At 57.7% G+C, this 23,181-nt stretch carries 17 protein-coding genes, 1 tRNA gene and 1 pseudogene; 10 read left to right on the forward strand and 9 right to left on the reverse strand.

Going from position 1 to position 23,181, the window contains the following annotated elements:
• Positions 1-24 precede the first annotated feature (24 nt).
• Complete coding sequence (locus GV827_RS19020; protein WP_328823188.1) at positions 25-2,397, reverse strand: beta strand repeat-containing protein; 2,373 nt, start codon at positions 2,395-2,397, stop codon at positions 25-27.
• A gap of 122 nt (positions 2,398-2,519) precedes the next feature.
• Positions 2,520-3,215, reverse strand: coding sequence for a BapA prefix-like domain-containing protein (locus GV827_RS23700; RefSeq protein WP_235930449.1), 696 nt, complete (start codon positions 3,213-3,215; stop codon positions 2,520-2,522).
• Between the two features lie 297 nt (positions 3,216-3,512).
• Between GV827_RS23700 and GV827_RS19025 the strand changes: the two genes are divergently transcribed.
• The 7 genes from GV827_RS19025 to GV827_RS19055 all read left to right on the forward strand — a co-directional run bounded on the left by GV827_RS19025 (position 3,513) and on the right by GV827_RS19055 (position 12,520).
• Positions 3,513-5,507 carry a CocE/NonD family hydrolase gene (locus GV827_RS19025; RefSeq protein WP_164355404.1) on the forward strand — a complete coding sequence of 665 codons (1,995 nt, stop codon included), beginning with the start codon at positions 3,513-3,515 and terminating at the stop codon, positions 5,505-5,507.
• A 117-nt stretch (positions 5,508-5,624) separates the two neighbouring features.
• On the forward strand, positions 5,625-7,229 hold the full coding sequence (locus GV827_RS19030) for an ABC transporter substrate-binding protein (RefSeq protein WP_164355405.1): 1,605 nt from the start codon (positions 5,625-5,627) through the stop codon (positions 7,227-7,229).
• Positions 7,230-7,244: 15 nt separating this feature from the next.
• Positions 7,245-8,201 carry an ABC transporter permease gene (locus GV827_RS19035; RefSeq protein ID WP_164355406.1) on the forward strand — a complete coding sequence of 319 codons (957 nt, stop codon included), beginning with the start codon at positions 7,245-7,247 and terminating at the stop codon, positions 8,199-8,201.
• Positions 8,198-9,013, forward strand: coding sequence for an ABC transporter permease (locus GV827_RS19040; protein WP_164355407.1), 816 nt, complete (start codon positions 8,198-8,200; stop codon positions 9,011-9,013). Before GV827_RS19035 ends, GV827_RS19040 begins: the two co-directional genes overlap by 4 nt.
• Positions 9,010-10,647: an ABC transporter ATP-binding protein gene (locus GV827_RS19045; protein WP_164355408.1), complete on the forward strand. Its 1,638-nt coding sequence runs from the start codon at positions 9,010-9,012 to the stop codon at positions 10,645-10,647. Before GV827_RS19040 ends, GV827_RS19045 begins: the two co-directional genes overlap by 4 nt.
• 10 nt (positions 10,648-10,657) lie before the next feature.
• Entirely contained in the window at positions 10,658-11,614 is a 957-nt protein-coding gene (locus tag GV827_RS19050; RefSeq protein ID WP_164355409.1) for an NAD(P)H-binding protein, read from the forward strand.
• Positions 11,615-11,680: 66 nt separating this feature from the next.
• The gene (locus GV827_RS19055; protein WP_164355410.1) at positions 11,681-12,520 is read left to right on the forward strand and encodes an alkaline phosphatase family protein; all 840 of its coding nucleotides are present in this window, start codon (positions 11,681-11,683) and stop codon (positions 12,518-12,520) included.
• Here the strand turns inward: GV827_RS19055 and GV827_RS19060 are convergent, their stop codons facing one another.
• The 5 genes and pseudogenes from GV827_RS19060 to GV827_RS19080 all read right to left on the reverse strand — a co-directional run bounded on the left by GV827_RS19060 (position 12,521) and on the right by GV827_RS19080 (position 18,153).
• Positions 12,521-13,456 (reverse strand): alpha/beta hydrolase, encoded by a 936-nt coding sequence (locus tag GV827_RS19060; protein ID WP_386333156.1) that lies wholly within the window; start codon positions 13,454-13,456, stop codon positions 12,521-12,523.
• Positions 13,453-15,333 carry an acyl-CoA synthetase gene (locus tag GV827_RS19065; protein WP_164355412.1) on the reverse strand — a complete coding sequence of 627 codons (1,881 nt, stop codon included), beginning with the start codon at positions 15,331-15,333 and terminating at the stop codon, positions 13,453-13,455. Before GV827_RS19065 ends, GV827_RS19060 begins: the two co-directional genes overlap by 4 nt.
• Positions 15,334-15,545: 212 nt before the next feature.
• A pseudogene (gene lysM / locus GV827_RS19070) lies at positions 15,546-15,977 on the reverse strand (peptidoglycan-binding protein LysM).
• A gap of 69 nt (positions 15,978-16,046) precedes the next feature.
• The gene (locus tag GV827_RS19075; protein WP_164355413.1) at positions 16,047-17,849 is read right to left on the reverse strand and encodes an ABC transporter transmembrane domain-containing protein; all 1,803 of its coding nucleotides are present in this window, start codon (positions 17,847-17,849) and stop codon (positions 16,047-16,049) included.
• 230 nt (positions 17,850-18,079) lie between these two features.
• Positions 18,080-18,153, reverse strand: a tRNA-Gly gene (locus GV827_RS19080).
• A gap of 72 nt (positions 18,154-18,225) precedes the next feature.
• Here GV827_RS19080 and GV827_RS19085 point away from each other — a divergent pair.
• Both GV827_RS19085 and GV827_RS19090 read left to right on the forward strand, forming a co-directional pair.
• Positions 18,226-18,921: an SDR family NAD(P)-dependent oxidoreductase gene (locus GV827_RS19085; protein WP_164355414.1), complete on the forward strand. Its 696-nt coding sequence runs from the start codon at positions 18,226-18,228 to the stop codon at positions 18,919-18,921.
• 27 nt (positions 18,922-18,948) lie between these two features.
• A complete protein-coding gene (locus GV827_RS19090) occupies positions 18,949-19,641 on the forward strand; it encodes a UPF0149 family protein (protein ID WP_164355415.1) in 693 nt (230 codons plus the stop codon).
• 446 nt (positions 19,642-20,087) lie between these two features.
• Here GV827_RS19090 and GV827_RS19095 read toward each other — a convergent pair whose 3' ends face one another.
• Positions 20,088-20,465 (reverse strand): hypothetical protein, encoded by a 378-nt coding sequence (locus tag GV827_RS19095; RefSeq protein WP_204325978.1) that lies wholly within the window; start codon positions 20,463-20,465, stop codon positions 20,088-20,090.
• A 23-nt stretch (positions 20,466-20,488) separates the two neighbouring features.
• A complete protein-coding gene (locus GV827_RS19100; protein ID WP_164355417.1) occupies positions 20,489-21,346 on the reverse strand; it encodes a peptidoglycan-binding domain-containing protein in 858 nt (285 codons plus the stop codon).
• Between the two features lie 1,006 nt (positions 21,347-22,352).
• Here GV827_RS19100 and GV827_RS19105 point away from each other — a divergent pair.
• On the forward strand, positions 22,353-23,165 hold the full coding sequence (locus GV827_RS19105) for a GNAT family N-acetyltransferase (protein WP_164355418.1): 813 nt from the start codon (positions 22,353-22,355) through the stop codon (positions 23,163-23,165).
• Positions 23,166-23,181: the final 16 nt, after the last annotated feature.

A 23,181-nucleotide genomic window follows, 5' to 3' on the forward strand; every position in this document is an offset into this window, starting at 1 on the left:
CGCCCGCGCCTCTTGTTCAATCGGTCAGGTCGTCACGTTGATATCATCGTCGATGATGATCGTGCCTTCGCTGCCCAAGGAATAGATATCGTTGCCCAAGCCATCAGAGCCTTGTCGTGTCGCCCCCTGAATGGTGACGGCGTCGTCAGAGCCACCGATGATGGTCAGCTCGTTCGAATTACTCGACAGCGCCAGCAGTGCAGCTTCGTCGATTGTCAGGCGACCTTCCTCGGCAAAGCTGAGGTCGACCGTTTCGATGTTGTAGTTCCCCAGACCGGGGTTGCTCATCGTAACAGAGGTGCTGGCGACTTCATCGTCCAGCACCACGTAGGTGCCCGAAGTGTTGCCGGCCTGATCTGTGGCCGTGACCACAAGATGCGAACCGTCCGGCACGTCGGAATTGAACTGGAAGTTCGTTTCGTTGCCGAAATCCTGACTGCGCGCGCCGATCTCAGTGATCGACCCGTTCTCGGCCACCTGATAGACATCCAGATCGTCTGCGCTGATCTCGGTCGAGATGCCGCGAATGCCGTCGCCGTCACGGGTATAGGACGCGATGACCGGCCCTTCGGGCGCTGCTGTGTCAATCGCCAGCGTGTCGCTGATTGTATCCACGTTACCGACAGCGTCAGTCGCGCTGACCGTGATGGCCGCATTGTAGCTGCCTGCCCGGATTGCCGAAGGCGGGATCGTGACAGACCAGTTGCCGGCCGCATCGACAAAGGCGGTGTGATTGGTTCCATCGAAATTGACCACGACGGTCGAGCCTGCCTCCACCTGGCCACCGAGATCGATGCCGGTGGCTGCTTCGGCGATGTTGACGGTGCTGTCATAGCCCCCCGCGCCATCCGCCATGTTCAGCGGAACGACTTCGGTATCGATGTTGACCACATCAGATACGGTGGCGGTGTTGCCCGCCCGGTCCGTCGCCTGCACCGAAATGCTGGCCGTATAGGTGCCGGGGCTGACCTGGGCAGGTGTATAGTTCGCGGTCCATGTCCCATTGGCCCCAACCTGCGCGTTCACGGCCACTCCATTCAGTGTAACAACAACAGAAGTCGAGCCGATCTCGGTCGTGCCGGTGATCAGCACGCCGCCGCCATCGGTCCGTTCCACCCCGTTGATAACGCCATCGCCTTCGATGATATCGGCGCGCACGCCAAGGTTATCGACCCGCGTATCAACCTCGACACTGTCAGAGGCATTCAGCGTATTGCCCGCCGGATCGGTGGTCGTCGCGGTGATCTGCGCGGTATAGACGCCCGGCGCCACTTCGGAATTGAGGTAATTCGCCTGCCAGTTGCCGCCTGCATCGGCAGTCACAGTCTTGCTGACGCCCCCCATGGTCACGGTCACGATCGCATTGGGGTTGGAGGTACCGGTGATAACGACGCCATCGCTGGCCTCGACCTCGTTGACGATATCATCCCCTTCCACCGGTGCCGAACTGATCGTCAGGATACCCGCGTCGCGGTCAATTTCGACGTCACGCGTGATGGTGTCGATGTTGCCTGCGATATCGGTGGCCACGGCTGTCATTACGGCGGTCTGCTGACCTGACGGAATTTCATTGGCGGCAAAGGTCACTGTCCAGGACCCATCCACTGAAACCGTTGCACTGTGCGTCACACCGCCCAAGGAAACCTGAACCGTTGAGCCGGGCTCTGTCGTGCCGGTCATCACCAGATTTTGTGCTGCTTCTTCGGCGTTGATCACGCCGTCCGCCCCGCCGGTTGTCCCGGTAAAGGCAAAGTCGCGCACCAGGGTGTCGATATCGACCATGCCCGAGGCGCTGCTGACATTGCCAAAGGCATCGGTCGCGGTTGCCGTCACTTCGGCCTGCATTTCACCGGTTGGCACTTCGCCCATTGCGAAGTTTGCCGACCAGTTGCCTGCCGCATCTACCGTGGCTTCATGCGTGCCCGTTCCAAAAGTCACAACAACAGTTGAGCCGGGCTGCGCGGTACCTGTCAGCGTCACGCCATCTTCGCGTTCGACTGCGTTTACGATGCCATCCGTTTCGACGCTCTCGGTCGCAATGGTCACTTCAGAGATCGTGTCGATCACAACCGTATCGATCACTGTAGTAGTGTTGCCGAAGGCGTCGGATGTCACGATTGTCACGCCCGTCGAGTATTCGCCGCCCTCAAGCGTGCCTGCTGCCCAGCTTACGGACCAGGTGCCATCTGCACCCACCGTGGTGATCTGTTCGATTCCGGCAATGGTGACCATGACGGATGCACCCGCCTCGCCTGTGCCGGTCAGCGTCACGCCATCGGCAAAGGACACGGCGTTAAAGAAGTCCTGAACGGACTCTGTGCCGGACGTTACTTCGATCAGCGGAGGCGTGGTGTCGATGACAAAGCCCGGACCATCGAGAACGACAGGGCCATCCACCGTGTAACATGTGCAGATCGCCTCGTAAGAGCCATCAGCAGGGAAATTCTCACCCTCGAAGACAACGATAAAGGTGCCATCTTCTCCGATAACGGTCTCGACCTCTTTGTCGCCCAGTATGATTACGACCCGGTCGCCGGGTGCTCCGCCGCCTGAAACTGTGGCGGAATGCGGCGCGGAATTGTCGCCGCCGATGTCTGTGCTGCTGTCAGGGTTGTTGATGTAGGATCAACTGACAGGTCTCGACCACCTCTGCCGCCCACACCGCCGCCGCCACCGCTGCCGCCATCACTGTTGCCGCCACCGGTGCCCAAGACGGCAGCGCCACCAACAACAGCTGCGGCAGCTGCACCGCCGCCGCCCAGAAGGCCCGCGCCCAGCAAGGGGGCCGCGAACATGGAAACTTCATCATCCGCCACGCCGGCAGCCGCCAGTTCCGTGCGCCCAAGATAGATCAGATCATCCGAAGGGCTCCACTTGCCCCATTGTTCGGACGGCCCGAATTGCGCGTACAGTTCTCCCGCGCCTGTATCCACGAAAGCCACCTCGTTGAGGTTGCCGTCCGCCGATATGAACAGCCGGTTGGGCGTCCCCGAACCGTTGAAGTAATTATCAATCGTGATCTCACGACCGTCGCTGAGCGTGATCACAAGATCATCGCCTTGCCGCTGATGCGACTGCAAGTCGACCTGTCGGAGATTAAGGGAAATCTGCTGGCCTGATCCGGCCTGGATGACATGGCTTCGCGCCTCGCTTGGCACAACCCCACGCTGCAATCCGCCCGCGCTATCGCGGACGACGAAATCAATCGCCTTCATAACACCACCACTCTACCTCGAAGCCCGTTCAATGCGTGACTTCTGTTTATTGCCGGTCCGTTCAAGCGAACCGTGCATAGTATTTCTGATCTTTGGGTACCTGCTAAACGCCTGTTTGGCTATATTTTTTTTGAATCCTTCCGCAAATTCTACCCTTTGGTGTGCCTTGTCAGCTCAGCCATTTCTCCATTTGCAGACCTATACGATTCATTTCCAAGGGGAATTGCATTCGCATTTCGTCAGAATGGCACACAAGCAACAGTTGACAACAAATTCTGCGCCCCCAAGGGTTGCCGCATGACTGTGACTCAGAACACCCTTCGCGACATCACCGAAGAGCCCGACCTCGGCATTACCCTCTCTGACGGCTGCCGCCTCTCGGCGCGGATCTGGAAGCCAGTGGATGCCGATGACGATCCGGTCCCAGTGATCCTGGAATACCTGCCCTATCGCAAACGCGACGGCACCTGCGCGCGTGACGCGCTGACCCATCCGTGGTTCGCGATGCGCGGCTATGCCTGTGTGCGCGTGGACATGCGCGGCAATGGCGACAGCGAAGGCATCATGGAGGACGAATACGCCCCGCAGGAGCAGGCCGACGCGGTCGAAGTCATCAACTGGCTGGCAGCGCAACCCTGGTGCAACGGCAACGTTGGCATGATGGGTATCAGCTGGGGCGGCTTTAACGGTTTGCAGGTTGCGGCGCTTGGACCCGAACCGCTGAAGGCGGTGATCACGCTCTGCTCGACCGTGGACCGTTTCGCGGATGACATTCACTACAAGGGCGGCTGCCTGCTGAATGAGAACCTCGGCTGGGGTGCGACGATGTGGTCCTATTCGTCCCGTGCGCCAGACCCCGCCCTGCGCGAGAACTGGCGCGAGATGTGGCTGGAGCGGTTGGAAGCCGAACCGTTTCTGCCTGATCTCTGGCTGCGCCACCAGCGCCGCGACGCTTATTGGCGGCATGGGTCCGTGATTGAGGATTACAGCGCCCTAAAAGCCAAGGTGCTGGCGGTTGGCGGCTGGGGTGATGCCTACAAGAACGCTGTTCCACAACTTGTTGAGGCGCTGCCGGCTGCCAAGGGCATTGTTGGCCCGTGGGTTCACAAGTATCCGCACTTTGCCGTGCCAGAGCCGCGCATCGGCTTTCTGCAAGAGGCGCTGCGCTGGTGGGATCGCTGGTTGAAGGACCTCGACACCGGGGTAGAGGACGACCCCGATTATCGGGCGTATCTGATGGACGGCACGCGTCCCGCTGCGTGGTATTTTGAACGTCCCGGTCGATGGATCGCGGAAGCCGAAGGCGCAACCTCGCACCTTGAGACCAAAACCCTGCACCTGACGGACGAAAGTCTGTCATCGACTGCGGGAACCCTGACCAAGACTGTCGCCTCACCGGCGCATTGCGGCGCGGATGCGGGCGAGTATTGCGCCATCTGGCTTGGGCCCGAAATGCCCGGCGACCAGCGGCGTGACGATGCGCTGTCGACCACTTTTGACAGTGGACCGCTGACCACGGACATGGACATCGTCGGTGCACCGAAGATCACGCTCACCGTATCAAGCGACCGGCCACAGGCGCAGATTGCCGTGCGCCTGAACCACATTCATCCAGACGGTGCCGCGACGCGGATCACCTACGGTGTGCTGAACCTGAGCCATCGCGCAGGCGCCGCTGATCCCCGGCCGCTCCCCCCCGGACAGGCCGAAGAAATCAGCTTTGCGCTGGATCATATCGCTTACCGCGTGCCCAAGGGACACCGCCTGCGGGTCTCGATTTCAAACGCCTATTGGCCGCTGATCTGGCCCTCCCCGGAAAAGACCAACCTTAGTCTGACTGCAGGTCAGATCGCCCTGCCCCAGCGGCCAACGTCCGGCGGCAACGAACATCTTTTTGAGCCGCCCACCGCTGCCGACCCGTGGGAGATCGAAACCCTGCGGCCCGAAAACCACATCCGCCGACAGGAGGTCGATATGGTGACGGGCCATGTCGATCTGGTGATTGAGGATGATTTCGGGCGCGTCCGCGACTGCGATCATGGCCTGATTACCAGCACCATCGCCCGCGAGCGCTGGCGCATTCATCCCGACGATCCCAATTCTGCGCAGGGGTCCTGTCACTGGACGGATGAGTTGGAGCGCGACGACCTGCGCCTGCGCACCGAGGCGAGCTGCGAAATGACTTCTGATGCAACGCACTTCCATCTAAGCGCGCGCATGGAAGCATTTGAGAACGACGAACTGATCTTTGAGCGCGACCTAACACAGAGCATTCCACGCGATCACATGTAATCGGATCGCAACATAATCAGCCGGATTAAACCTTGCGAGCATGCCGGAAATGCGCAAACTTGACCCATCAATCAACAAAAGTCGCACCAAACGCGATTCCAACGGGAGAGACCTGAAATGAATGACGAACTGAAATACCTCAGTGGCAAAGTGGCCAAGGGCCTGATGACGCGCCGCGAATTCGTAGGCCGCGCAGCCGCCCTCGGCGTCACCGCCGCTGTCGCCAATACGATGCTGGCCGAAAGCGCCGCTGCTGACGGCCACGGCACGCCCAAGCGTGGCGGCATGTTGAAAATCGGCTCCTCTGGTGGTGAATCCACAAACACCCAGGACCCGGCGCTGACCGCCTCCGAAGTTCCGCTCAACAACCTGCGCTGCTGGGGTGAAACGCTGGTCGAGATCAGCCCCGAAGGCGAGATCGAATACCGCATGGCGGAAAGCGTTGAAGCATCCGCCGATGCGCAGACATGGGCCTTCAAGATCCGCAAGGGCATTCCGTTCTCCAACGGCAAGGACATGACGCCGGAAGACGTGCTGAAAACCATGCAGCGCCACTCCAACGACGACAGCCAGTCGGGTGCTTTGGGCATCATGAAAGGCATTGCCAACATGAAGGTCGATGGCGACAACTTTATCGTCGAGCTGGACACCCCCAACGCCGACCTGCCCTTCCTGATGGGCGATTATCACCTGATGATCCAGCCCAACGGCGGCATGGACGATCCCGGTGCCGGCATCGGTACAGGCCCTTACACCATCGAGATCGACGAGCCGGGCGTGCGCCACGCCTTCAAGCGTCGCGATGACTATTGGGACAGCGAAAACCGTGGCTGGGCCGATGAGGTTGAGCAACTGGTGCTGAACGATGCGACCGCCCGGACCGCTGCTTTGCAGTCCGGTCAGGTGCATGCCATCAACCGCGTTGATCCCAAGGTCGCCAGCCTGCTGGACCGCGCGCCGAACCTGAGCGTTCAATCCGCTTCCGGCCGTGGCCACTATGTGTTCATCATGCACATCGACACGGCACCGTTTGACAATAACGAACTGCGTCTGGCGCTGAAGTATGCCATCGACCGTCAGGAAATGGTCGACAAGATCCTGCGCGGTTACGGTTCTATCGGGAACGACATGCCGATCAACGCGTCCTATCCGCTGTTCGATGACACAATCCCACAGCGTGAGCACTCGATTGAGAAAGCCAAGGAGCATTACGCCAAATCCGGTCACGACGGCTCTCCGATCATCCTGCGCGTTGCTGACGGTGCCTTCCCCGGTGCGGTCGATGCTGCGGCCCTGTTCCAGCAGACTGCACAAGCCGCTGGAATCCCGCTGGAAATCAAGCGCGAGCCAAATGACGGCTATTGGTCCGAGGTTTGGAACGTACAGCCCTTCTGTGCGTCCTACTGGGGTGGTCGTCCGGTGCAGGACCAGATGTATTCCACCGCGTATCTGTCCACAGCCGACTGGAACGACACACGTTGGAAGCGGCCTGAGTTCGACGCGATGCTCAACGCTGCAAAAGCTGAGCTGGACACTGCCAAGCGCAAGGAAATCTATTCCAAGATGGGCCGGATGCTGCGCGACGAAGGCGGTCTGATCCTGCCGATGTTCAATGACTTCGTGTCTGGCGTGTCCAACAATCTGGGCGGTTGGATCACCGACCCGAATGGCGGCATGATGAACAACAAGGCCGCGATCAAGTGCTGGGTAAAGGACGCCTAAGGGCGTTCTGCGGTCATGCACCCAATCCTGAAACTCATTGCCCAGCGCGTCGCGCTGGGCATCATGCTGCTCTTTGCTGCATCAATCCTGATTTTCGCCGGCACGATGATGCTGCCCGGCGACGTCGCTCAACAAATCCTCGGCCAGTCGGCGACGCCCGAAAGCCTTGCCAACCTGCGCAGGGAGCTTGGCCTGAACGAGCCACCGGTTTCACGCTATTTCAGTTGGCTTGGCGGGTTCCTGACCGGAGACCTCGGCACCGCGCTGACCAATGGCCGCGACATTGCCGAAAGCCTTGGCTCACGCCTGTCGAACACGCTTTTCCTTGCCTTCTGGGCGGCCGTCATCTCGGTCCCGCTGGCCATCTTTCTGGGCCTGCTTGCCGTCCGCTACAAGGACCGGTGGCCTGACAAACTGATCTCTGCCGTGACGCTGACGACGATCTCCATCCCTGAATTCATGATCGGGTATGTCCTGATTTACTGGATCTCGATCCAGCTTGGATGGTTCTCATCCGTGGCGATCATCAACGACGGCATGAGCCTCTGGCAAAAGCTCAACGCGATTGCCATTCCCGTGATGGTGCTGACGCTGGTCGTTCTTGCCCACATGATGCGCATGACGCGCGCGGCGATCCTGAACGTGATGCAATCGGCCTATATCGAAACGGCCGAGCTTAAGGGCATGCGGATGCTGTCGATCATCCGCAAGCACGCCTTCCCCAATGCCATCGCGCCCATCGTGAACGTGGTCATGCTGAACCTCGCCTACCTTGTCGTGGGTGTTGTCGTGGTCGAGGTGGTTTTCGCCTATCCCGGCATGGGGCAATACCTGGTGGATCACGTGTCCAAACGGGACGTCCCGGTGGTGCAGGCCTGTGGTCTGATCTTTGCCGCAGTCTACATCGGGCTGAACCTGATCGCTGACATCGTGTCGATCCTTGCCAATCCAAGGCTGAGGCATCCGAAATGAGGAATATTCCAGTTGCGGCCCTTATCGGCCTGTTCTTCACCTGTCTTTACTTTCTCATGGCGATCTTTGCGGGCCTCATTGCACCCTACGGCATGGCCGAGGTGGTGGGGGATGTGTGGGAACCGCCTTCTGATCAATTCCTGCTGGGCACGGATAGCATCGGACGAGACTTGCTCACACGCCTGATCTACGGTGGGCAAACGACGATCTTTATTGCAACGATGGCGACGATCCTCAGCTTTACGACCGGCTCTATCCTTGGTTTCTTTGCCGCCGTGTCCGGTGGCTGGATCGACCAAGTGCTCAGCCGTTTCGTCGACCTGATCATGTCCATCCCGTCGCTGATCTTTGCGCTTGTTGTACTGTCGGTGATGCCGACAACCATGACGATCCTGATCCTGCTGATGGGCTTGCTGGATTCGACCCGCGTGTACCGTCTTGCACGGGCCGTCGCCGTGGACATCACCGTGATGGATTACGTCGAGGCCGCGCGGCTGAGGGGCGAGAAGATCGGCTGGATCATCTTCCGTGAAATCCTGCCCAATGCCCTGTCACCGCTGGTAGCGGAAATGGGCCTGCGCTTTATCTTTATGGTACTCTTCATCTCGACCCTGTCTTTCCTTGGTCTTGGTGTGCAGCCGCCGCTGGCCGATTGGGGCGGGATCGTGAAAGAGAACAAGGAAGGCATCAACTACGGCATCGCCGCAGCGCTCTATCCGGCTTTTGCAATCGCGACGCTCTGTATATCGATCAACCTTGTCGCGGACTGGATCCTGAACCGCACCACATCGCTGAAAGGGGGTCGAGGATGACCGAACCACTGCTCAAGGTCCGTGGCCTCAAGATCGGCGCGACCATCTATCCCCCCGGCGAACGCCCTCGCGACATAGAGATCGTGCACGGCGTCGACTTTGACCTTGATGGGGGCAAAGTTCTGGGCCTGATCGGGGAATCCGGTGCCGGGAAATCCACCATCGGCCTTGCCGCGATGGCCTATGGCCGTGGCGGTGTGGAGATCATCGGTGGCGAGGTCTGGGTCAACGGGCGCGACGTTCTGAAAACACGCATCGGAGACGTCCGCCGGTTACGTGGCGGTGAAGTCACCTACGTCTCGCAATCTGCCGCCGCCTCGTTCAACCCGGCCAAGAAAATCATGGAGCAAGTGACCGAAGCGGCCATCCTGCAGGGCAAGTTTTCAAAGAAAGATGCAGAGGCCCGCGCAATCGAGCTTTTCCGGAAACTGGGCCTGCCCGATCCTGAAAACATCGGCAACAGGTACCCTCACCAAGTCTCTGGCGGTCAGTTGCAACGCTGCATGACGGCCCTTGCCCTGTGCCCTGAACCGGACCTTGTGGTCTTCGACGAACCGACCACCGCTTTGGACGTAACCACGCAAATTGATGTGTTGGCCGCGATCAAGGAAGCGATCCGCGACACCGGTGTAGCGGCGCTTTATATCACGCACGACCTTGCGGTTGTGGCGCAGGTGTCAGACCACATCATGGTGCTGCAACAGGGCTCCATGGTTGAGTACGGCACCACGGACCAGATCATCAACAATCCGCAGGAAGAATACACACAGGCCCTCGTATCTGTCCGCTCTATCAAGCATGAAGAGAAGAAGCCGACCGACAATCCGTTGCTGAAGGTCGAGCATATCACGGCCCGGTACAGGGGTACGGATTTCGACGTTCTCAAGGACGTGAATGTAGAACTGCATCCTGGCCAGACCCTCGCCATCGTCGGGGAAAGCGGCTCTGGCAAATCCACCCTCGCCCGCGTCATCACCGGTCTGCTGCCGCCATCGGATGGCACCATCACCTTTGACAGTCGCACGTTGACGCCGGATCTTCCGACGCGCAACCTTGAAGACCTGCGCGAATTGCAGATGATCTACCAGATGGCCGACACCGCGATGAACCCGCGCCAGACTGTTGGCACGATCATCGGACGCCCGCTGGAATTTTATTTCAACCTGCGTGGCAAGGCGAAACAGGAACGCATTCAGGAACTGCTGGACGAGATCGAACTGGGTGACGGTTTTCAGGACCGCTATCCGGCGGAATTGTCGGGCGGTCAGAAGCAGCGTGTCTGCATCGCCCGGGCGCTTGCGGCCAAGCCAAAGCTGATCATCTGTGACGAGGTGACATCGGCGCTTGATCCACTTGTTGCGGACGGCATTCTGAAGCTGCTTCTGAAGCTGCAAAAGATCGAGGATGTGTCCTATCTCTTCATCACGCACGATCTGGCGACGGTGAAGGCGATCGCGGACAGCATCGCCGTGATGTATCAGGGCGCGGTGGTCCGGTATGGCCCCAAATCGCAGGTTCTGGCACCTCCGTTCGATGATTACACGGACCTGCTGCTGTCGTCTGTTCCAGAGATGAAGCTGGGTTGGCTGGAAGAGGTTCTGGAGCACCGCAAAATGGAAAGCGCGGGCAACTGACGCCGGTATCATGACCGCGCATGCACAAACCGTTCTGATCTGCGGTGCCACGGGCACAGCAGGCCGGGCCGCCGCCATGGCGTTGCGCGATGATGGCCAAAGTGTCATTGCATATGGACGAACCGCACCTGACATCGAAGGGATTGAAGCGGTTACAGGATCGATGCAGGACACAAGTGCGCTCAGTGCAGTGTTTGCCAGTCACAAGATCGACAGCGTCGTTTCGTGCCTTGCCTCGCGCAGTGGCACGCCATCGGATGCGTGGGCTGTCGATCACGGTGCGAACCTTGATCTGCTGGCGGCGGCAAAGCACGCAGGCGTCGGTCATTTCGTGCTGATTTCGGCCATCTGTGTCCAGAAACCGCGGCTTGCCTTCCAGCATGCCAAGCTGGCCTTCGAGGACACGCTGATCCGCTCTGGTTTGCCCTATTCCATTGTGCGCCCAACTGCGTTCTTCAAATCGCTATCAGGTCAGCTGGATCGTCTGCGCGCTGGCAAACCGTATCTCATGTTCGGTGACGGCACACTGACCGCCTGCAAGCCGATCAGTGATGCGGATCTTGGGCGGTTCATCGCCAGCTGTCTGACCGATTCTGCCCGTCAGAACGCCATCCTGCCCATCGGAGGCCCCGGACCTGCGCTTACCCCACGTGACATGGGAAAGGCCCTCTTTGACGCACTTGGCATTTCCCCCCGGTTTCGCAGTGTTTCACCCCGTGTGATCAGCGCCATTGCGGGTACTCTTTCGCTTGGCGGCAGGTTCAGTGAACGGATTGCGACCAAGGCGGAACTGGCCCGCATCGGCCACTACTATGCTACAGAATCCATGTTGCTTTGGAACGCAGAGACGTGCCGTTACGAGGCTGAGGCGACACCAGAATTCGGATCTGACACTCTGACGGAATTTTACCACGCGCTCGCCAATGGCGAGGTGACCATTTCACGCGGCGCGCATGCCGTTTTTTAGGGCTACTGCGTTGCGCTGACGCGTCCCCTGCGCCACAAACGATTGGACAAAACCGGAGACCCCGCCATGGACAACAAACTGCTGCTTATCATCCTTGATGGGGTGCCCTACCGCAACTTTCGCCGACTGTTTGGCAATCTAGAAGGCTGGGTCGATAGCGGGGATGCGCGGGTGTGGAAACACCGCGCCGTTCTGCCATCCATCTCTGCGTCCTGCTACGCATCAATTCACACCGGCGTGGCCCCCGCAGAGCATGGCAGCACCGGAAACGGCAATGTCTTTCGCCTGAAACACAAGGATGTCTTTAGCCAGGTCCGCGAAGCCGGTGGCGTCACAGGTGGCGTTGCGCACAGCTTCTGGTCTGAGTTCTTTAACCGCCATCCCTTTGATTACGTTCGTGATATCGAATATGACGAACCTGACAGCAAGACCATCAACCACGGTCGCTTTCACACGATGACGGGCTATGGCCACGCCAACCAGATGACGCCCTCTGACGTTGATCTTTTTGCGACGCTGACCAATCTATGCCTGCGCTTTGGACTGAATTACGGGATGCTGCACACCTGCACATTGGACAGCATGGGGCACCGCTTTTTTCACGATTGTCAGGAAATGGACCACGCCTGCGCGGTCATGGATGAAATGCTGGCACCCTTCATCCCGAAATGGCTTGGCGCGGGGTACGAGGTCATTGTGACAGCCGATCATGGACAAGACGAACGTGGCCATCACGGCGGGCGGGGGCCGTTGCAACAGGAAACCGCGCTTTATTACTTCGGCCCAGCTCAGGGTCCAAGGGAGGACACGGTCATCGACCAGCTGCAACTGGCGCCAACGATCCTGACACGCCTTGGTGCGCCCATCGCTGACACCATGAAAGCAGAGAGTTTCCTGAGCGCCTGATCAATAGGGCCAGCGGCCCTGCCCGACGTTCGCTATACCGTCAATCACACGGTCAAAGAATACCGCTGCACGCTTGGACATGTTCCGCGCCCGCAGGCAGGCGTGGACAAGCCCCGGTTCGTTGAACCAGACCGCGTTGCCGCCCGCCAACATCACCGCATCGCGGTAGCTTTCGCCGTCGCTGGCCAGCGGATCACATTCCGCCGTCACAACAACTGTAGGCGGCAAGCCACTGAAATCACTGTCACTGAGAGGAGCATAGCGCGGATCATCTTCGGGCGGTTCCGCCCCGCCGATGCGCACTGTGCGGTAGAACGCCAGATCGGCCATCGTGAGATGCGGTGCGTTGGCGTGTTTTAGATAGGACCCCTTGGTGGTGTCCCCGCCCAAACCCGGATAGATCAGCACCTGCCCGGTTACGCGCCCATCAACACGCCCCCGCGCGTGATGCGCGACGGCGGCTGCCAGATTGCCCCCGGCACTGTCCCCAGCCAGCACGATATCGCCTGAACGATCTGTTGCGATGGCGTCAAATGCCGCCCACGCGTCATCAAAGCAGCCGGGAAAGGTCACCTCTGGTGCCAATCCGTAATCTACTGAAATCACGTCAAAACCGGTGCGCGCGGCAATCTCGGCGCAGATGTCATCGTGGCTTTCCAAACCACCCACGACAAACCCTCCGCCGTGATAATAGACGACGGTCACATCACTGCCCGCTACCTCGTAAACCCGGCACGGAACGCCGCCGAATGCACGATCAGAAACAGCCACGCCCGACGGGCGCGGCTGATGAAAGATCTTGCACATGGCGTCATAGACGTCACGCTGACCTTCTATGGGCAGATCAACCGCATCAGGCGGATAGCTTGCATCATACCGCTCGATATAAGCCCACATCTCGGCGTCTATCAAACGCCGATAGTCAGGTTCGTTCACGCAGCCTTTTCCCATGGACGGGTGAAGCTGCCCAGCGCCTTATCGACCTCGTCATCCGACGCGCCGTTCATGGCAACCTGGGCGACCAGACCGCGCTTCTTGTCATCGATCACATTGGCCACGCGGGCGGCAGACCCGGCACCCTCAAGCGCGGAATCGTAGATGCGGATGATTGCATCCTTGCGCAGGTCAGGTTTGAAGATCTTGCCCACCGCCGTCTTTGGCAGCTCATGCATGATCTTGATGTGCTTGGGCTGCGCCGCACGCTCGGTGACGTGCTCCTTGCAGAAATCGATCAGCTCTTGCTCTGTGACCGATGCCCCTTCGACCAGTTCGACAAAGGCGCAAGGCAGTTCCCCCGCGTGCGCGTCTGGCTGGCCAATGGCACCGGCAAAGGCAACAGCCTCGTGTCCAAGAAGCGCCTCTTCAATCTCAGCCGGGTCGATGTTGTGACCACCGCGGATGATAAGATCCTTGGAGCGGCCGGTGATCCAGAGATAACCGTCTGCATCGACGCGGCCCAGATCGCCGGTACGCAGGTACTTGTCCTTGTAGTAAAGGCCTACGTTCTTATCCGCTTCGGTATAGGTGTTGCCGACATATACACCAGGGTTTGACACGCAAATCTCGCCGATCTCATCCACGCCCGCCTCAACATCGCCTTCGGCAGAGCCTTTGACGATCTTGATGTCCGTATACGGGAACGGGATACCGATGGAGCCGACCTTCTTTTCGCCATCAACCGGGTTGCCAGAGACAAGGCAGGTCGCCTCGGTCATGCCGTAGCCTTCGACGATGGTCATCTTGGTCTTTTCCTCGAACCGCTTGAACAGTTCGAGCGGCAGGGGAGCAGAGCCGGAGAAGGCGGTCTTGACGGTCGAGATGTCTGCATTGACCGGCACCTGCATCGTCGCGGCCAGCGCCGTCGGGACAGAGCAGACAAAAGTGACCTTATAGCGTTCAACCAGTTTCCAGAGGTTGTCGAAGACACCCTCGCCTCGGTAACCCTGCGGCGTCGGGAAGACCACATGCGCACCAGAGGCAACAGCGCCCATCAACATCACCTGACAGGCCATCACGTGGAACAGCGGCAGCGGTGCCAGCATCACGTCATCTTCGTTCAACAACGTGGTGGCACCCAGCCAGCCGTTGTAGATCGCACCCGAATAGAGATGCTGTGCAACCTTCGGCATGCCAGTTGTGCCACCGGTATGGAAGTAGAAGCCCACGCGGTCTTCCTGTACATCCTCGAAAGACAACGTCGTCGGCTGTTTGTTTAGTTCGGTATTGAAGTTCAGGTATTTTGCATGGTTCGTTGTGGTCAACTTTGGCCGTACCAGTGGAACGATCCATGACTTGGGCGGCGTGAGGTAGCGGTTAAGGTCCACCTCCAGCACGGTCTTGACGTTGGGCGCCAGTTTGACCGCAGCTGCGGTCTTTTCAGCAACATCTGTCTTTGGGAAGGGGCGCAAAGTCACAACGACCTTCGCACCTGTTTCACGCAGAATGGAGCCTATCTGTTCAGGCTCGAGCAGGGGGTTCACAGGATTAGCGATCCCGGCGACGGCGCCGCCCAGAAGGGTCAGAATGGTCTCGTTACAATTGGGCAGCACATAGGCAACCACGTCTTTTGGACCAACGCCAAGAGAACGGAACAGGTTTGCCGCCTGACTGATCTTGCCGTGAAGTTGCTTCCAAGTGAAAGTTTCCTTCTTGTCGGTTGGCCCCGACAAAAGCTGAAAGCTTACAGCATTGTGGTTCGGAAACCTGGTCGCTGTCTGTGTCACCTGTCCGTAAAGTGTCTTTGGAACGTCACGCTTCTCCCATGGCATTTCTGCCTCGATCGCATTGCGGTCTTCCATGCTGGCATATCTCATTGCCAATCCTCCCCTATGGTCACGTTTTGGACCTTTGTTTTTGCTGATCAGAAAGATGGGCGGAAACTCTCGGTTGCGCAAGCGTTCCGGTACGGAAATCTGAGGTTGATTAATTCGGCAGGCAAATAAAAAGGCGTTTACGCTCTACACGTAAACGCCTGTTACACCCGGATGTCAGGACAGCCTGACAAAATGGGGGCAATAAGACTGTTTCAGGACACAGGGATCCGCAAAACCTGACCGGGGTAGATTTTGTCGGGATCGCTCAGCATCGGGCGGTTCGCCTCGAAAATCTCATTGTAGCGCGAGCCATTTCCAAGTGTCTTTTCCGAAATCGCCCAAAGCGTGTCACCTTTTTCAACGGTGTGGAATGTGGGTTCACCTTCACCGCCTTCAATGTTGTCCTCTACCGCAGCAACGCCTTCGACATTACCAACAGCCAAGATGACTTTCTCTTTCATCTCCTGGCTGACAGCTTTGCCGCTGACTTTCACCTGATCGCCCTCAACCGTGATGTCGAGACCCTCTGCGTCAAGACCGAGGTCTTTCAGTTCGTCCTATAGTGCAGCACCAGAGACTTCTGCGTCATCATCCCCGCCAAAGACCTTCTTGCCGGCCCCTTTAACAAAACTCCACAAACCCATTTTGGATCTCCCTATTGAATTGGTTCGAAATCAGTATGCGCGACGGCGCAGGAAAAACAAAAGGGGGAATTATTCGGCAGCAATCCCATCGGTGAATTGCAGCCGGGCAAGGCGTGCATAAAGACCGTCCTTTGATACCAGTTCGTCATGGGTACCGCTGGCCACGACACGACCGGCGTCCAACACGATGATGCGGTCCGCCTTTTTCACCGTCGCCAGACGGTGCGCCACGATCAGGGTGGTACGGTCTGCGCTCAACTTATCCACGGCCTGCTGCACGGCGCGTTCGCTTTCCGCATCGAGCGCGCTCGTGGCCTCATCCAGCAGCAAGACGGGGACATTGCGCAAGATTGCCCGCGCAATCGCAACGCGCTGTTTCTGCCCGCCCGATAGCATCACGCCACGTTCGCCGAGGTAGCTGTCATAGCCTTCTGGCAGCGCCTCGATAAATTCATGCGCCGCGGCGGCCTTGGCTGCTGCGCGCACTTCTTCGTCTGTTGCGTCAGGCCTGCCGAACCGGATGTTTTCGGCTGCACTGGCTGCAAAAATAATCGGGTCTTGGGGAACCAGTGCAACCGCGCGACGGAATTCGGCCCGCGCCAGATCGCGCAGGTCGACACCATCCAGTGTGATCCGACCCGAAGCAGGATCATAGAACCGCAAGATCAGCTGTATGATCGTAGTCTTACCCGCGCCAGAGGGGCCGACGAATGCCACCGTCTCGCCGGGCAGAATCTCAAGATCGACGCCGTCAAGCGCGGCCGTTTCAGGACGTGCCGGATAGGAAAAATGCACATCTTCGAACCTGATCTGTCCACGCACGGGCGTGTCGAGGGACCGCCCCTGATCGGGATCCTGAACCGTGTCTTCCGTTTGCAGCAATTCGACAAGGCGTTCCGTTGCCCCTGCAGCACGCTGCAATTCGCCCCAGATTTCCGACAGCGCTGCGACAGCACCGGCTACCATGACTGCGTAGATTACGAATTGCACGAGCGCACCGGCAGACATGTCCCCTGCCCGCACATCACGCGCCCCGACCCAAAGGACGCCGACAATCCCGGAGAATGTCAGGAAGATCACGATGGTCGTCATCAGTGCCCTGATCTTGATCCGCCGCTTGGCCGCGTCAAAGGAAGCTTCGGTAATATCAGAAAACTGCGTGCGGCTTGCCGCCTCGTGGGTAAAGGCCTGTACGGTTTGCACCGCTGACAGGCTTTCAGAGGCATTGCCAGAGGACGCGGCGATCCAGTCCTGTGTTTCGCGGCTGATCACCCGCATCCGGCGGCCCAGCGTCAGAATGGGCACGATCACAGCAGGCACAATCAACAGCACAAGACCGGACAGCTTGCCCGATGTGAGCAGCATCAGGATCAGACCCCCGATAAAAATCAAAGCGTTGCGCAAGGCGATCGACACGGACGAGCCGATGACCGACTGGATGAGCGTCGTGTCGGTAGTAATCCTACTGAGCACCTCACCGGTCATGATCTTTTCATAAAACGACGGGCTCATCCCGATGACCCGATTGAAAACAGCTTTGCGAATGTCAGCTACTACACGTTCACCCAGACGAGTGACGAGCATGTAGCGCAGCGCAGTGCCGACGGCCAAGAGCCCGGCAATGGCAAGCGCTGCCAAGAAGTACTGATCCAGCAAATGCGGGTCTTCAGTGCCGAAATTGTCCACCACACGGCGCACGGCAAGCGGCAGTGTAAGAGATACCATCGCGGTCAGCACCAGCGCCATGACGGCGGCAATTATCAAAACCTTGTAGGGTAACATGAAAGGAGCCAGCGCACGCAATGCACCGATACGGCGGGATTTCTGCCGCTCTTCCGGGGCTTTGTAGGCAGGTGCTGGGGCGCGGGCCATGGGTCGTCCTTTATTCTAACACCGGGGTGATGGCGCGGCTTTCGACCGGGGTCAAGCGCTTGGACTGTCACAGGATGTTCCGATGCCAAGAAATTATCCACTCGCCAGCCGTGTCCTTGCCTTCCGATCAACCAGGAGAACCTGAGCAGCGCATCAGGATATCATTATATATCAGGTGGGTAGAAGCAGCGCCGTCAAGACTTTTAGCGTTTCTGGCAGATATGGACTTCTGGAGCGGGCGGCGGGAATCGAACCCGCATCTCTTGCTTGGAAGGCAAGGGTCTTACCATTACACAACGCCCGCTCGGCGTGATACGAGGTATTTCATAGGTGTTCTGAGGTCAAGCACCTGCAGTGCAAGTGGAGGGATTATCTCATGAACAAACCGCATGCCGTGGTTATAGGGGTTGGCGACGGGCTGTCCGCAGCTTTGGCGCGCAACCTCGCCTCAGACTACGAACTGACGCTCGCCGCGCGCAGTGGGGACAAGATGATGGCGCTCGCTGAAGAGACAGATGCCCGCACGGTTCTTCTGGATGCAACCGACGAAGACGCGGTTGCCGCACTATTCGATAATCTCCCTGCGGCTCCCCGCGTCGTCATCTACAACCCTTCTGCCCGCGTGCGCGGACCAATTGCGGAGTTGTCTGCCGATGATGTACGCAACGCTGTAGAGGTCACGGCCATCGGCGCCTTTCTGGCTGGAAAGCACGCGGCAAGGCACATGCTGGAGGCGGAACCGGCCAACGGAACACGGGGCACCATTCTCTTCACGGGTGCATCTGCGGGCGTCAAAGGATTTCCCCAGTCCGCGCCCTTTGCCATGGGTAAGTTCGCCCAACGCGGCTTGGCCGAGAGCATGGCGCGAGAACTGCATCCCCAAGGCATTCACGTCGCATGGATCAATATCGACGGTGGCATCCTGAACCCCGGCCGGACAGAGCCCGAGGACAAACCCGGCTCCATGCTGCGGCCTGACGCCATTGCCCGCACCTACCGCCATCTGATCGAGCAGGACAGAAGTGCCTGGACCAACGAAGTTGCCGTGCGGCCCTGGGTCGAGCGGTTCTAGGGAGCTTTTGCAGACTGGACGTTGCATATGCTGACTGACGATGAACTGGACCAACTCGATGACCTGCTGCTGTCCTTGCCAATCGATACCGACGGCATGCTTCTTAGCGAATTTGACGGCTTTTGTGCAGGCCTGATTGTGTGCCCCGAAATGGTCATGCCAGGGGAGTGGTTGCCCTGCGTGTGGGGGAACAACCCTGAGCACCTGGAAACACTAGAGGACATCCAGGCCGCGATGGACCTCATTATGCGGCACTACAACGACGTTGCGCGTTCGCTGACCCCACCGGCAATGGGATACGCCCCGCTTTATGACAAAGATGGGAGGACCGGTGAAATCCTCTGGGAGTCCTGGTGTTGCGGCTTTGAACGCGCGATGAGGCTGCGTCCGGATACCTGGGAACGCATCGTTGAAAGTGGCGACGAAGAAGCGGCGGCCTCTGTCAACATGATGCTTGCGCTATATGACATCGCCGAAGGTCAGAGCGATCTCCCCAAAGCCTCCGTCAAAGCGCTGACAGAAGAAGCCCCGGACCTCATCCCGAACCTTGTTTTGGCGATCAACGACTGGACCAAATCTGGTCGGACTGCTGATCCCTTCCCGGTTTGGGCTGCAGCAAATCAGTCTCAAGCCCCCCATCAAGGAACAAAAGTCGGGCGGAACGCCCCCTGCCCTTGCGGTTCAGGCCGCAAGTACAAGCGTTGCTGCGGGGCCAACTGAGCGCACAGGAATACTTTGCAAGCTGTGTGGAAGGAAGCTGACCCTCGGGCGGTTTGTGGGTTCAGCCGCAACTTACATTCTTGGCCCGCCCAGCCAATGACTGGTTCCCAGCTATTGAGCCAATTGGACCTATTGCTAGACGATCGAAAACTCGCACGATCCGCCAGCTCGAGGCCGATGCAGCCAATGGCGGCATATCGCGGGAGCAGACGTTCGTCACGCGCGCAGCGATCGGCTGGTGAGAGCCCATCTTTATCATTCATCCTCTAAGGTTTCCTTGACTGTGCTGACGTTCACTTGAACGCTTTCACACTGGATGACCTTGACCCGGAGTATTTTGGCAACTCTGATCAGCGATATGGATACCGTAGTTGGCAAAAGGTTCCGCCGGTATTCAGGGACTTCGTTCAAGAACCAACATGTCGCTTCGACCCGTTAGATAACGATCAGAACTGAGCGTCCGGATGCCAAACATACGAATGGACAACAAACCAGTCAGCCCCCGCCTTGGGCTGTGTAAACCAAAGTGTCAGGTTCTCCTCCGGCGACATTGACCATGTCACTTCACGCACGTCCGGTGGGTTTTCAGCTCTGCGGACCTCATCAAAAATGTTGGTCAACTCAATTCGAAACTCCAACACTGCCGTTCCCAATTCAAATCGGTCCTCACGGATCGGTTTGCCGAGTTTTTGTTCGGCCTCGCTGAAGGATTTGCCAATCATCTCCTCGCCAATACGACCCGTTTCCATTTGTATGCCCCCTTTTGAATTATCCGCAGTAGACACCGCTGTCGCACAGATGAGTGAGACAACAGTGGCTGCCACCAGTATGAATGCACCTGAATGTATCACTTCACGCTCTTAACCGAGAACGTGGTGTCAGGGATCATCTTGTTGAGTTCTTCAACAAGATGCTTCGCATGTCTTTTTTTCACCTCGTTGCCGCGGTTCATAATCGATTTCTTGTGATGTTTGTGGGAGCTTGTGGATTTGTATTCATCCGGTTGGCCGATAGCATGGCCAAACTCATGCGCGGCCACATCCATTTTGACGCCGCCACCAGCACCTTTATCCGCAGGCTGAAGATCTTCGGTATCAAGGTTGATTTCCTGCTTGCTCCAAACCACGTTCGAAACGAGCGAGCTCCCTTTGGGGATTTTGACAATTTTTGCAGTCCAGTGTTTCCCCTTCTTGCGTGGATCGACGTCAAAAAGCACCGTAAAGATCTTTCCTGCGAAGTATTTTGCGAAGTCCGATGTTCCGGATACTTCCAGAATGAACTTGCCACCCCAGGCCTTGCGGATGATCTTTTCGGTCTCTTTGTGGAAGTCACTCTTTTCTTTTGACGTCCACTTAGAGACCTTGCCTTTTGTCTTGAAGACATAGGACCAGTACTGCCGGACCCAAATCTTCTGAGTTGCGCCGGTCAATTCGAAGTCCATCCGCTTGGTTTTGAGGGTATAGTTCATTTTCTTTGGCGCAACGGGACCCGTCAACTTCGCTTTCAGCTCGGCCAGCGTGTTTGGCCCTGCCTTCCCATCAACTTTAAGCGGGCGGTTCTTCTTTTGAAAATCCTTCACCGCCGCTTCCGTAAGCGGACCGAATATGCCGTCAACGGTAAGCTTTGGAGTTGCTTTTGATTTGTTCAGATCGGTCTGGAGCTTTTTAACGTCATTGCCCTTTGACCCTTGCTTGAGTAACGCCATCTCGAATATTCCCTAACAGAAATCTCAAAGAACTTATTTTTTTTCGAATTTTGCCTCTCGGCTATGGTCAGGAAATCCCGACGGCGAGAAGGCTGTAACCTAGGTTAGGCTAAGAAATGCAAAATTGCCTTCATCACTCTCTTCTAACAGGTTTTTGCGAATTTTCAACCGATGGTTCCCAAGTCGCCTTGAGTTTGTGGAAGGTTTCGTAGGGTCAGGACTTCGGTAACGGGGCCGTCAGAGTCAAGGGATTTTGGGCAAACGAGTTAAGCCGCCAAAGGGGAGCTTTTTGTTCGTCTTGTCCGTTGTGCTTTATCTTGCGGCTTTCGGTTGTCCAACAAGCACGTCAACCTGACGCAACTTCTGAACTATCTCCTCTGGCTTGTGTCGCCTGTTTGCCATTCTTTGTCCTCCGTTTCTTAAACATAACGGTGGACCAAGTCAGATGGGGCACTCCAGATAGGCGATGGAAGGTTTCGTCAATTTCTGCTTTGTCCGCTCCTTGCTAGGCCGTCTCTAACGCGGCGAAGGATCACTTTGGGATTTGTCTGAAGCCGAGCCGTTGAATGTCCGCAAATGGAAAAATCCGCCGCGTTGCCGCAAATTCGATGCGGCGCTAGCGAGGGGCTTCTGCATCAGCAAAAGTGAGAATTCCAAGGTCGGAAATGCCCTATTGAGCGGGCCTTAATGCCGTGCGCAGCTAACGGCTGGAACGAGCTGATTGTGTTGAAAAACTCGAAAGATCCGCACTCTCGCTTTTCCGCCAAAACCCGTTGCATCGGAAAAGCTGGCACTGTTCGAACGGAGAGGGCATTTAGAGCTGCACACATCGCCAAAGCCCTGATTTTGCCGACCCCCTCGCCAAGATTTCCAACTGGCGCTCTATGGCGAAGTTTTTCACCGTTTTTTGGAGAAAACAAAGTTTTTCAACACAATCAGCCCATCTTTATCATTCATCCTCTAAGGTTTCCTTGACTCTACTGACGTTCACTTGAACGCTTTCACAATGGATGACCTTGACCCCGAGTATTTTGGCAACTCTGATCAACAACGCCTTCAAATGCGTGCCGACCATCTTTGGAAACTGCTGCAGGACATCCCCGACTATGCCTGCCACGGTCGGGTTGTGGGGCTGGCAAACTATTCCGAGCACAATCTCGAACAGCAGATAGCGCTTGCACGTTTGCAAGGGGTCGCACCAATCGACGGGATGCCACGGGAACATCTTGCCAGGCGCCGCGCAGGATTGGAGAGCGCAGGACTGGTAACGGATGTCTACGACCACTGGGAAGGCTCTTTAGGGACGTTCGAAGCTGCCGATGCAATTCTTGCCAATCGTGGCTTGCCCGCTGACCTGAAGGCCAGTGCCGTCACTGCGGAGACCTCGGTGGAAGATTTAACGAATCTCGATAACCTCACGCAGAACTGCGATGTGCTGCTTCCCATGGGCTCATTTCTGCGGGGTTTCGAGCGGCCAAGCGTATTCCTCTATGCGAAAGACCCTGAAGGACGTGTCGTCGGAGCCGCCGCGGCCGTCGCACAGTTTCACGACGAACACGACAAGGGCGGAATGGTGTGGTGGGGTATGCTCTCGACAGACCCCAAGCGACGCGGAGAGGGCATAGCGTTGCTATTGGGTGCCATGGTTTTGCGCGATGTTCGGAAAAAGCTGGGATTTTCGGAATGTTTCACCGGCATTCGCGCGGGCAATTTGCCATCTGAGGCGCTTTGTTCGAAGCTCGCATTGTCACGAACGAACACCGTGGATTTGCTTGCGATCAATCCCGAGTCGTTTGGTTGTGGCCAAATGACCAAGTGATCAGCGCTTATCCGCT

It is taken from the genome of Sulfitobacter sediminilitoris, from assembly GCF_010667575.1.
Classification (GTDB): Bacteria; Pseudomonadota; Alphaproteobacteria; order Rhodobacterales; family Rhodobacteraceae; genus Sulfitobacter; species Sulfitobacter sediminilitoris.

What these genes read in the sequence shown, in the direction of transcription:
- GV827_RS19090 (WP_164355415.1), top strand. Translation starts at nt 18,949, where the DNA reads ATGCTGACTGACGATGAACTGGACCAACTCGATGACCTGCTGCTGTCC.
- GV827_RS19030 (WP_164355405.1), top strand. Translation starts at nt 5,625, where the DNA reads ATGAATGACGAACTGAAATACCTCAGTGGCAAAGTGGCCAAGGGCCTG.
- GV827_RS23700 (WP_235930449.1), bottom strand. Translation starts at nt 3,215, where the DNA reads ATGAAGGCGATTGATTTCGTCGTCCGCGATAGCGCGGGCGGATTGCAG.
- GV827_RS19035 (WP_164355406.1), top strand. Translation starts at nt 7,245, where the DNA reads ATGCACCCAATCCTGAAACTCATTGCCCAGCGCGTCGCGCTGGGCATC.
- GV827_RS19065 (WP_164355412.1), bottom strand. Translation starts at nt 15,333, where the DNA reads ATGAGATATGCCAGCATGGAAGACCGCAATGCGATCGAGGCAGAAATG.
- GV827_RS19050 (WP_164355409.1), top strand. Translation starts at nt 10,658, where the DNA reads ATGACCGCGCATGCACAAACCGTTCTGATCTGCGGTGCCACGGGCACA.
- GV827_RS19045 (WP_164355408.1), top strand. Translation starts at nt 9,010, where the DNA reads ATGACCGAACCACTGCTCAAGGTCCGTGGCCTCAAGATCGGCGCGACC.
- GV827_RS19025 (WP_164355404.1), top strand. Translation starts at nt 3,513, where the DNA reads ATGACTGTGACTCAGAACACCCTTCGCGACATCACCGAAGAGCCCGAC.
- GV827_RS19040 (WP_164355407.1), top strand. Translation starts at nt 8,198, where the DNA reads ATGAGGAATATTCCAGTTGCGGCCCTTATCGGCCTGTTCTTCACCTGT.
- GV827_RS19055 (WP_164355410.1), top strand. Translation starts at nt 11,681, where the DNA reads ATGGACAACAAACTGCTGCTTATCATCCTTGATGGGGTGCCCTACCGC.
- GV827_RS19085 (WP_164355414.1), top strand. Translation starts at nt 18,226, where the DNA reads ATGAACAAACCGCATGCCGTGGTTATAGGGGTTGGCGACGGGCTGTCC.
- GV827_RS19075 (WP_164355413.1), bottom strand. Translation starts at nt 17,849, where the DNA reads ATGGCCCGCGCCCCAGCACCTGCCTACAAAGCCCCGGAAGAGCGGCAG.
- GV827_RS19100 (WP_164355417.1), bottom strand. Translation starts at nt 21,346, where the DNA reads ATGGCGTTACTCAAGCAAGGGTCAAAGGGCAATGACGTTAAAAAGCTC.
- GV827_RS19105 (WP_164355418.1), top strand. Translation starts at nt 22,353, where the DNA reads ATGGATGACCTTGACCCCGAGTATTTTGGCAACTCTGATCAACAACGC.